Here is a 10057-nt window from a genome sequence, read left to right as displayed (position 1 = left end):
AGATAGTTTGGCTTGCGCAATAACTGGATGACCATAATCTTTCAAAACTGTTGTAACGATACCGGCGAATTTATTTTATATGCCCCTTTTGCTTGGCGATCTGATCGACGGCAGTATAAAAGGTTTTTTCGAGCATCATGAGAATGCTTAAAATATCCTTTTCATGCGGATCAAGGCCAAACTTTTCTATTTTGTGGTAATCTTCATCGTTCAATTGAATATTTTTTTGTGGACTTATATGGTCATATAATAGATTTAACACGGACTTAAGAGTGGATGGCACTACGACGATCAGCCCATGAATAGATTTTTCACGATTTAGCGATTCGATTAATGTCACTACCTTTTCTAACCCAATATTTTGAGGTAGCAAATACTCTGAGTATCGAATGGGCAATGAGTCACAGGTTTTCCGCAGGAGATCTCTGGAAATCGCAGTATTAGGTCCGTCAATCAACACCGCAGCTAAACAGACCGGCTCGTTTAATCGTTCAAATAAGAATTCTAAATCATCAGTAAGAGACTCGAAGCTTCTTTTAATATACTGAGATCCTAATCCATTCATATCAATATCCAAAGTAGCTTCCCCCTTATATATTTTTAATTAGTATAGTATATTTTGAATATTCTGAATAAGTACCATGAAATGTGCCTATTTAAATGTCAAATAGGCACATTGCCCGAAAAAAAAATCCAACTCTCCTGTTGGACCCAATACTTAGGCGTTATCTTGATTGTAGAGTCTACTGGCAGTTCTTAGGACTCCATTCCCTACTGTTGACATTACAGCGCCTCTTAGAAGGGGACGGGTATATTGATTTTAGTGTTTTCAAGCATTATGGATAACTTTTTTTATTGCTCCCGAAGAAATTTGTTCCGTCAATTGCAGCCACAGTATATCCGTCAATTGTTCCGCCTTGAAAAACCTTAAAAAACCTAAAAGCACAGGCCGAATAACTTGGCCTGTGCTATAAATGGGGTTAACTTTTCCGTCAGAAAGTTTTTTCAACCTACGTTCGATGTGGTAAACATTCTTCCTATAACAGTTTACTAGTTTTCCAAAGTAGTTCTTCCTAATATAAACTCTCTTCCCTACTGATTTTAACGGATAGAGAAGTTTGACAAAAGACAAAAAAACTCGAAATTCTACTATCCTCTGATCGACTTTAATCTCAAAGCTTCTTTGATCCCCTCTGCCGTCCCAATGGCCAATACTTCAGGCACCCACGCCTGAATTTCAGCATAATTCAGCTTTCCGATGAGTTCCCTTGCTTCCAGGACAGATATAGCACTCATACTGAATTCATCCAGTCCCATGCCCAGCAGCAAGGGGATTAAAGCAGTTTCTCCGGCAGCTTCGCCGCACATCCCGACCCAGATTCCGGAGTTGTGTCCGTTTTCGATAACCTTTTGCACTAGACGCAACACCCCGGGATGATAAGGTGTATAGAGAGAAGCGATATTTTCGTTTAAACGGTCCACAGCTGTCGTATACTGGATCAAATCATTTGTTCCAATACTAAAAAAATCCACTTCTTTAGCCAAAATGTCCGAGATCAAAGCGGCTGAAGGAATCTCTATCATAATGCCTACCTCGACATCCGGACTAACAGCAATTCCTTCAGTAGCCAATTCTGCTTTGGTATCGGCAAGAATCGCATTGGCCTGACGCACTTCATCCAAGCTGGAGATCATCGGATACATTATCCCGAGCTTGCCGTAGACACTTGCCCGCAAAAGGGCACGCAGCTGGGTTTTAAAGATTTCGGTCTGGCGCAAACAGACACGGATCGCCCGATATCCCAAAAACGGATTACTCTCTTTGCCCAAGCCCAAATACGGAATCTCCTTATCACCGCCCACGTCTAAGGTTCTTATTATTACTGAGTTTGGGGCCATTTCTTCCAGGGCTGCCTTGTACGCTTGAAACTGTTCATCTTCACTTGGCAGTGTATCCCGATTTAAATACAAAAATTCTGTCCGAAACAATCCCACTCCTTCGGCTCCATGCTTCAGTGCTCCTTCACAGTCTTTAGGTGTTCCGATGTTAGCAGCAATAAGCACTTGCCGCCCATCCTGAGTCATTGAGGGCTGTTCCTTGAGCGCCTGCAGCCTTGCCCTGCTTTCCCGCTCCTTTTTCTGTTTAGCAGAATAAACCATTAAGGTTTCTTCGCTGGGGTTCAGGACTAATTCCCCGCTTTCACCATCAAAAACCACCAGATCTCCGGTTTTGATAATGCTCGTCCCGTCAACCATACCGACTACCGCTGGTATCTCCAGCGTTCTTGCCATAATCGCAGTATGGGATGTTCGGCCTCCAATCTCAGTGACGAAACCCAGGACACGTTCCTGGTCCATCGTCGCCGTATCGGACGGAGTAAGGTCATGGGCAACGATAATATAACTTTCAGGTAAATGAGCTAAATCAGATTGTTCAACTCCTAAGAGATGACGTATCATCCTCTGGCCCACGTCCCTAATATCGGCAGCCCGTTCACGCATATAGTCATTATCCATACTAGCCAAAAGTTCGGCGTAAAATTCCACACCATCATGAACAGCCGCTTCAGCAGACAAACCTTCTTTTAATTTACCCCTCACGAACGTCAGGAGTTCTTCATCCTGAGTGATCAAGATTTGCGCATCGAGAATTTGGGCCTTATCTCCCAATTTAGCTTCAGCTTTCGCCCGGATATTTTCCAGTTGAAGACGCACCGTACTCAGGCATTTTTCCAGACGTTGGTTTTCTTCCTGATAGTTAAAGTAGCTTTGTTTTGGTGAATTTGTGGGAATCTCTTTGAGCACAAAGGCTTTCCCAATGGCAATTCCGGGTGATACCCCTATTCCCATCATTTTTGATCCTCCATTTTTGAACTTGGCAGCATTATTTTTTCCACCGAATAGTTTCTTGGATTCTAATACCCTATTGATTTATTCACCAAAATTCCCAGCAAATAAAGCTTGGATCTTGTTTTCCGTCTCCAATTCGTCCGGACCATCGATTCTAATTACAAGAATATCTCCTTTCTGGGCTCCCACACTCAGAACTCCCAGAATACTTTTAAGATTATATTCGTTGCCATTTTTAATAAGCGTAACGGCCGACTTACTTTGGGTAGCCGCTTGTACCAATAGACTAGCTGGTCTGGCATGAAGGCCTTGCGGATTCGTTAAAGTATATCCTTTTTCAATCATTGGACTGTCTCCTTTAAAGTAATTATTAATCAAGTTGTAACGATATTTCTTAGATTGCTAATTCGTTAGCTAGATCATACAAAAACGCCAATCTTTTTTATCTCACCCAATATTGTCACCTCTCAACCAAAACGCTTTTGAAAGTAACCGCAAATACTTGTGCAGCTTTGGATTGTTGAAAGGGGTATTCTCTGTTCATTACTTAGTAATAAGCGTACAAAGAATCACCCCATAAAATAGAATACTGCGTTTCCCGTGAATTTGCTTAATTGCCTTTTTATCTAATCTAATTTATACTTAATTTGCCGAACACTTATCGAATTTTCTTTTCTAATTCATGGACACGTTTATAAAGAGCGATTTGTCTTTTTATAAGGTTCTTTTCAGCAAGAGCAGTCATGAGCTGATCTTGGGCGTGAATGACTAGGAAATTTGGTACAGTGTCCTTTTCTAATTGACCTTGTATAAGTTGATTCTGGTATTTATGACCCTCATAAAATTCCTGATCAGCTTCTTCAAGGTTTTTTTCCGCTTGCTCAAAATTGCCTTCTTCAGCGGCATCCAGAGCTTCGTAAGCTTTGCCGCGGGCATTGCCGCCGTGCAGGACTAGATTCAAAATGATTTGTTCGAGGTCAAGTTTATTTTCGACGTTCACTTTTAAGCCTCCCCTATTGTTAATTCTAGATTGTAGATACTTAAAACGGATTCTGAAAAATTCATCTACTAAGCAGTTTCTTGTTCAGCTGCTTTTTCGTTTTCTACCAATTCTTTTTCGAACATTTTGAAGAAAGGATAGTAGATAATTGCAGCGACAATCAAGTTAACTAACTGAAGAGCAGCACCCTGCCAATACCCACCTGTAGCAATGATACCACCTAGAAATACCGGAGTCGTAAATGAGGGCTGGGTAACAATTCTTGGTACAAGATGAAAAGCAAAGGCTGCATAGTTAATAGTAACAGCCGCAACTGGGGCTAGGATTAAGGGAATAAACATAATTGGATTTAAAACAAGCGGGGCACCGAAAAGAAGAGGCTCGTTAATATTAAAGATAGCTGGAATAATTTCTGTTCTGCCAATACCCTTAAGCTGTTTGGAAGCGGACATTAAGAACATAATCGTTAATGGCCATGTCAAACCTGAACCACCTATGTGCGTAAACATATGGAAGAAAGGTTCAGTAACAATTCCAGGAAGCGGCTGACCGGCTTTCAGAGCAGCATCATTGGCTGCCAATTGGGTCATCCAGAACGGATAGGCTACTGAAGACACAACGTTCATACCATGGATGCCCAGTGACCATAACAGCATCATGAGAATGATTTCGGCCAGTGCAGCCGGATAGCTGTCAGACACAGCAACTAATGGTTTAAAGACCTCAAGTACTAATTGCGGAACAGTGATGTGCATATGGGACCACACAATCCATTCAAGAGCCCAAGAAAATGTGATCATGAAAAAGAACGGAACAAGAGCTGTAAAAGTTCTCACGACATAAGGAGGGACCCCGGCGGGCATCTTAATAACGAGACCTTTCTGAGTGAAAAACTTCATTATTTTAGCAGTCATAATTCCAATCATAATCGCAACAAATAATCCTTGACCTCCGAGATAGTTTAGAACATCTCCAAAGGAGACTTTGCTTACATCTGTTGCGGGAAAGCAGAGAATGAGGAAACTGACCATCGAGAGGATACCGGCCAAAGCATCATCTAAGTCCCACCTTGTAGCGAGGCTATAAGCTGTCCCAAAGGCAACCATCAAAGCCATGATGCCAAAGCTTAAATTAAACGCGGTCATGATTTGGCCTTGGATCGGTGTAATAGCATTATTCCAAGCTGTGATAATTCCCCAGTGAAGGGCTACAGGTGGATTAGAGATAATCAAGAAAACAGAACCCGTAATAATAAGTGGTAATGCAAAGATGCAAAATGCATCACGAATGGATTGCAAATAGATGTTTTGAGCAATTCTTGCTAGGACAGGCATAAAATGCTCATCCATCCACTGCATAAATCGGCTGTTTTTCATAATTTAGCCCCCCAAATATTTATTGTTAAAATCGGGATTATAATGTCCTTACAATTTGGCAAAGACTCATTACCCCCAAGGGGTGAAGACTAATTCGTTTACCACCTCGCTCTCCTTCAGTCTTATTCATCTTGGTTGGAAAATTCCGTAACCTAGTAAGGTCTTCAAAAGTCCTTACTTTAACTGTTTGACTTTGCTTTTTTTGCTAACTCAAGGATCTGGTCGAGGACTTTGCTTCCGTTCATCATGGCAAAGGCCTGCATATCGACGAGATCTACCGGAATCCCGTATTTACTTGCCGCCTCTTCGATCTCCTTCTTGAGATGCCTAACCTGAGGCTCAAGTAAAGCAACGGTGTAATCTGCCGCTTTTTTCTTGAATTCACCTGTACCCCCGGCATCAACAGTAATGTCCAGATTCCTCTTCTTGGCCTCGTCGGTTACACTCTTAGCCAGTGAACTTGATGTGGCACCCCAACTGCATAAAATAATCGCTTTCATAATTAACTACCTCCTATTTTTTAATGCCTGTCTAGAACTATTTAAATTCTTCTGGTAAAGCAGAAGCATTCTCGTGAAATAACTCTGAATCAGATAGAGAGCAATAAGGAATAGACTCCCAAAGACAAACAAGCTTAAACCCGCAGAGAAATGGTAGTGAATAATTTCATTGATAGATTCCCCGAACCAAACTGTTGCTAAGAGAATATAGAATAACCCTAATTGTTTTTTAGAAACTGAAATTAAATTTCCTTCTGATGTCAATTTACTCACCTCCTTCTAAGAAAAGATTCTTTCTATTTGAACATAAAGCTTTTTAAGAAGAGTTTCTTCTAATAGAGCGCGACAGTCCTCTACGTTTGAACTTCGATTAATTTCGGTGACAAAGTCCGAACTCTCGATAATGGAACTAGAAATATCCCCGATGATCTCCAAGCTTTCTTTAACATATAGTGGTGCAAGCATTAGAAAAGCCGTTGTCACCTTTTCATTTTTACCAAGTAAATTTATTAGATTGGCAGGCTTGTCCAATCGAGCGACGGCTATCATCGGCTCCGTTATTTCAGAGCTGGCACAATGATAAATGGCGAAGTTTTTTTTCGGGATTATAATAGCCCCAAGTTTTTCCCTATCCAACAGTGTCTGTCTTAAACTTAAGGCTTGCTGTCGATTCAATAATTTCTTCTCAACAAGCTCGTTTAAAAGTCCCTTAATAATACAATTGACTTGGGTAGAACTCATCGTTGTAAAACAGACATTCTTGGTTAGAACACTAATTTGTGAACTGTAATCTTTGATATATTTTAATTGGCTCAACTGGTCTTTCTCAAACTCGATTTTTCGCTCCTGGGGTTGAACACTTATCCTTACATTTAATTCACCTTCCAACTTTTCTAAATCACTTTCCGTAAAAAGTGGATTAACAATAACGACCTTAATGTCATCTCTTTGAATAGGAACAGTCGATATAATAACATCTAAATCAAACGTCTCTTTCATTTCGTTGATCTTTAGCACAGACGCCGTTGTCACAACATTTAATTGGGGGATCTTCTTCAGTTTGGCCATTAACATTCTAGAAGTTCCTATTCCGCTCGCACAGACCAAAAGAGCATTTATCTTTCTAGTCTTATTTTTTAAACGTTCTAGCGATGCGAGAAAGTGCATTGTAATATAGCCAATTTCATCGTCATTAATCTCGAGATTCAAATCTTCTCTGAGAGTTTTATCCAGGGTTAATTTGCACTGTTTAAAAACGGTTTTATACTGATTTTTTATTTGCTGTATGAGAGGGTTACGGATCTTAAAACCGTTTTTCAAGCGATAGACTGAATATAGTAGATGAGATTTTAAGTCCTTGTACAAGGTTTGATCTTCTCTAAAATTTATTCCGAATACCACTGAAGCCTTTTGAATAATTTTGTTAGTCATGGTAGTCAAGAACTGATCATCGACCTGAAGGGCCTGTGTGCCAATTCTTACCCCTTGAAGGTGAATTGTAATATACCCGATTTCGGCTTCTGGGATTTCAATAGGAAGGTCACTCGTAATAGAACGGGCTATTTTTTCAGCGTAAATATAATCTCCCGATTCTTTTAATTTTTCTAAAGTTGAATTTTGAATATCAATAGTTTCTCCGTTAAGAAGCCTTTTAATTGCTAAAGCTAAATGAATCGCTAACTCAATATAGAGTCTATCTTCAATCTGGTAATTCATTTCAGTGGCCAAGTTTGTTAGAGCCTTTTCAATTACTTTTAAGGTATTATGATCCATCATGTTTAATAATCTATCATTTAACTCATTATTAAGCTTGTTGCTTGTAGGATTTGCTTGATGTTCATAACCTTCTTGTAAAAAGCTAACTAATTCATCAGCACTGTAAGTTTGATATAACAAATCTATGATAGCATGTCGAATATTCCCTTCATCAGATTCTATATATATTCCGACCCCCGGCTTAGAAACTAGAATAATATTTTTACTCTCCAGCCATTCTTTAATATCTTTAAGGTAGTAACTGATGGTAGCACTAGATACATTAAATTTTTTGGCGAAATATTGTATTTTAATAGGTCCTTTACCTTGTAGGAGATCTAAGAGGATTAGATTTTTCTTGTTCTGAACCTTCATAACTGAATCAATACCAGGAATATTCAATTTAAGATGAATAAGTTGTTCAGAATCTCCATTTAAGACAAGCCCTCCATCCGCGTTTGCGACTTTAACTCCAAAAGTCTGAATTTCTTTATTGATATTGTCAATTTCTCGGTAAACTGTTCGGACACTTATATTATATTTTTGGGCAAAATCCTTAACCTTTATATTTTCTCGGTTAATAAGCTTTCGGAACAAATCGAGTTGTCGCGAACTAAGCTTAATCATAATGTTTCCCCCCCTTACCCAAATATTTAAAGTACTTATTAAGAAATATATTTATTTACTTCTAAAAATCAATTTAGAATTTGATTTATAATTTAATTCTTTAATATTTAGTAGTTAAATTATCTAACATTTATTATAAACGTTAGAGATGACATAGCAATATGAACTTAATTATACATTGACACATTTGTACTGACACTTTTCTATTATTTAAGGTAATAAATATTATTTATTACCTTTTCCTTCCATTAAATAAGGAAATTTAGCAGTTGTTTTAGGCTTATGTTTGTTCTAAGAGCCGCATGACAGGTAGGTTAGCAACTATAATTTTTAAGTTGTTTTCCGTTTGACCGTTAATACAAGCTAAACCCTAACATTCTAGGAAAAAGCTCATTTAATATTATGGCCAATACCAAAATAATCGCTCAAGAGTGATTATTTAGATTCGTCTAGAGTAGTAAGTAAGTAATAGAATGCCGGCAAAGCCCATTGCCTGGACTTCATAATTATGAGTTATTCTAAAACCAAAAAATAAAAATATACCGCTGATAAAGTTAATGAAAAACGACCGGCATGCGTCGGTCGTCTACTTTTATATAAACAATCACTATACCAATTTCAAAGTCGGTTCCTCATGAATTCGACATACTGTCGTCCGGCTGGCCAAAATATTCGGCAGCGACCTGGGCGGCACATCCGGTTCCGCATACCACACAAACGTGATCGTTTGTGGTAGTTGCTGCGGAAGCTTTCAGTTGTTCGGGATAAAGGGCCGCCGTAATCTGCCCGTCAATGTTCAGGGCAACACGGGCCTTGGCCATTTCCAAATCTCTAGCCCAGGCTTGTTTATTGCCTTTGGTGATATCAGCAATATGGGCTGCCATTCTGGTGGTGATTACTCCGGTTCTGACGTCTTCCTCAGTTGGTAGCCCCAGGTGTTCGGCAGGAGTCAGATAACATAGAAAATCCGCACCGCATGCTCCGATCAATGCGCCTCCGATCGCTCCGCTGATATGATCATAACCTGGAGTTACATCCGTAGCCAAAGTTCCAAGAATATAATATGGGGCATTGTTGCATAGTCTTTTCTGCACGCGCATAGTAGCTTCGACATGATTAAGGGGAACATGTCCCGGTCCTTCCACCATGACCTGTACACCGGCCTCCTGTGCTCTCCTGGTTAGTTCTCCCTGAATGATCATTCCTTGAAGTTGCGCACCATCCAACGAATCGGCGATACTGCCGGGTCGGATGGCATCCCCCAGGCTTAAGGTTACGTCATAGGCCTTTAATATCTCCAGCACACGATCGAATTTTTCATACAGCGGATTTTCTTTCTGATTGTGCAGCATCCATCCGGTAAGAAAAGCTCCGCCCCGGCTGACCACGTCGGTTACGCGCCCGACTGTCTGCATTCTTTTGATAACGTCCATATTCAGAGCACAATGAATCGCCATAAAATCCAGACCTTCAGCCGCTTGTCGTTCAACGACCTCAAAAATATCCTCTTCTCTCATGTTGACAACACTGCCGTATTTTTCAATCGCTTCGATACCTGCTTGGTAAATCATCGTGCTGCCTACCGCTACATGAGCTAGGGACAAGGACTGCTTCCTCATCCCATCTATATCTTTTCCCGTACTTAAGTCCATAAAACTGTCGCAGCCGGCTTCTTCCGCAATCGCAACCTTGCGTGCTTCTATTTCCATGTCATCACGGTCGCTCGAGGTACCGATCAAGGCATTAACCTTAATCCTTAAACCTTCCCCAATCCCACAGTATTTAAATTCCTTCCGTTTTTTGTTTCTGGGAATAACTATTCTCCCTTCTGCGATTCCCTGCCGGATAAACTCTACATCAAGATTCTCATCAGCTGCCACGGCCTCCATTTCCTCAGTAATGATTCCTGAACGTGCTTTTAAAACCTGGGTCATCTTATCTACCTTTCC

The 10057-nt window shown here is 40.2% G+C and carries 10 protein-coding genes; all 10 read right to left on the bottom strand.

What is annotated here, in order from left to right:
• Positions 1-70 precede the first annotated feature (70 nt).
• Positions 71-577 carry a tetrahydrofolate dehydrogenase/cyclohydrolase catalytic domain-containing protein gene (locus DESACI_RS12000; RefSeq protein ID WP_014827462.1) on the bottom strand — a complete coding sequence of 169 codons (507 nt, stop codon included), beginning with the start codon at positions 575-577 and terminating at the stop codon, positions 71-73.
• Between the two features lie 252 nt (positions 578-829).
• A complete protein-coding gene (locus DESACI_RS24700; protein ID WP_162470961.1) occupies positions 830-1009 on the bottom strand; it encodes a hypothetical protein in 180 nt (59 codons plus the stop codon).
• Between the two features lie 140 nt (positions 1010-1149).
• Positions 1150-2853, bottom strand: a complete 1704-nt coding sequence (ptsP, locus tag DESACI_RS11990) for a phosphoenolpyruvate--protein phosphotransferase (RefSeq protein WP_014827460.1) — start codon at positions 2851-2853, stop codon at positions 1150-1152.
• A 78-nt stretch (positions 2854-2931) separates the two neighbouring features.
• Positions 2932-3195, bottom strand: coding sequence for an HPr family phosphocarrier protein (locus tag DESACI_RS11985; protein ID WP_014827459.1), 264 nt, complete (start codon positions 3193-3195; stop codon positions 2932-2934).
• A 313-nt stretch (positions 3196-3508) separates the two neighbouring features.
• Positions 3509-3850, bottom strand: coding sequence for a PTS sugar transporter subunit IIA (locus DESACI_RS11980; protein ID WP_014827458.1), 342 nt, complete (start codon positions 3848-3850; stop codon positions 3509-3511).
• Between the two features lie 68 nt (positions 3851-3918).
• Entirely contained in the window at positions 3919-5226 is a 1308-nt protein-coding gene (locus tag DESACI_RS11975; protein ID WP_014827457.1) for a PTS sugar transporter subunit IIC, read from the bottom strand.
• Positions 5227-5405: 179 nt separating this feature from the next.
• The gene (locus DESACI_RS11970; protein WP_014827456.1) at positions 5406-5726 is read right to left on the bottom strand and encodes a PTS sugar transporter subunit IIB; all 321 of its coding nucleotides are present in this window, start codon (positions 5724-5726) and stop codon (positions 5406-5408) included.
• Between the two features lie 6 nt (positions 5727-5732).
• Positions 5733-5990 carry a hypothetical protein gene (locus tag DESACI_RS11965; RefSeq protein WP_014827455.1) on the bottom strand — a complete coding sequence of 86 codons (258 nt, stop codon included), beginning with the start codon at positions 5988-5990 and terminating at the stop codon, positions 5733-5735.
• A gap of 15 nt (positions 5991-6005) precedes the next feature.
• The gene (locus DESACI_RS11960; RefSeq protein ID WP_014827454.1) at positions 6006-8108 is read right to left on the bottom strand and encodes a BglG family transcription antiterminator; all 2103 of its coding nucleotides are present in this window, start codon (positions 8106-8108) and stop codon (positions 6006-6008) included.
• A gap of 632 nt (positions 8109-8740) precedes the next feature.
• The gene (gene bzaB, locus DESACI_RS11955) at positions 8741-10042 is read right to left on the bottom strand and encodes a B12 lower ligand biosynthesis ThiC-like protein BzaB (protein WP_014827453.1); all 1302 of its coding nucleotides are present in this window, start codon (positions 10040-10042) and stop codon (positions 8741-8743) included.
• Positions 10043-10057: the final 15 nt, after the last annotated feature.

Source organism: Desulfosporosinus acidiphilus SJ4, assembly GCF_000255115.2.
In the GTDB taxonomy this organism is placed as follows: domain Bacteria; phylum Bacillota; class Desulfitobacteriia; order Desulfitobacteriales; family Desulfitobacteriaceae; genus Desulfosporosinus; species Desulfosporosinus acidiphilus.
The sequence above is the reverse complement of the archived record's forward strand: the minus strand, read 5'-3'. Positions and strand labels throughout refer to the sequence as shown.

Excerpts from the sequence above, each read along its gene's own strand:
- ptsP (WP_014827460.1), bottom strand. The coding sequence starts at position 2,853 with ATGATGGGAATAGGGGTATCACCCGGAATTGCCATTGGGAAAGCCTTT.
- DESACI_RS11985 (WP_014827459.1), bottom strand. The coding sequence starts at position 3,195 with ATGATTGAAAAAGGATATACTTTAACGAATCCGCAAGGCCTTCATGCC.
- DESACI_RS11975 (WP_014827457.1), bottom strand. The coding sequence starts at position 5,226 with ATGAAAAACAGCCGATTTATGCAGTGGATGGATGAGCATTTTATGCCT.
- DESACI_RS11970 (WP_014827456.1), bottom strand. The coding sequence starts at position 5,726 with ATGAAAGCGATTATTTTATGCAGTTGGGGTGCCACATCAAGTTCACTG.
- DESACI_RS11960 (WP_014827454.1), bottom strand. The coding sequence starts at position 8,108 with ATGATTAAGCTTAGTTCGCGACAACTCGATTTGTTCCGAAAGCTTATT.
- bzaB (WP_014827453.1), bottom strand. The coding sequence starts at position 10,042 with ATGACCCAGGTTTTAAAAGCACGTTCAGGAATCATTACTGAGGAAATG.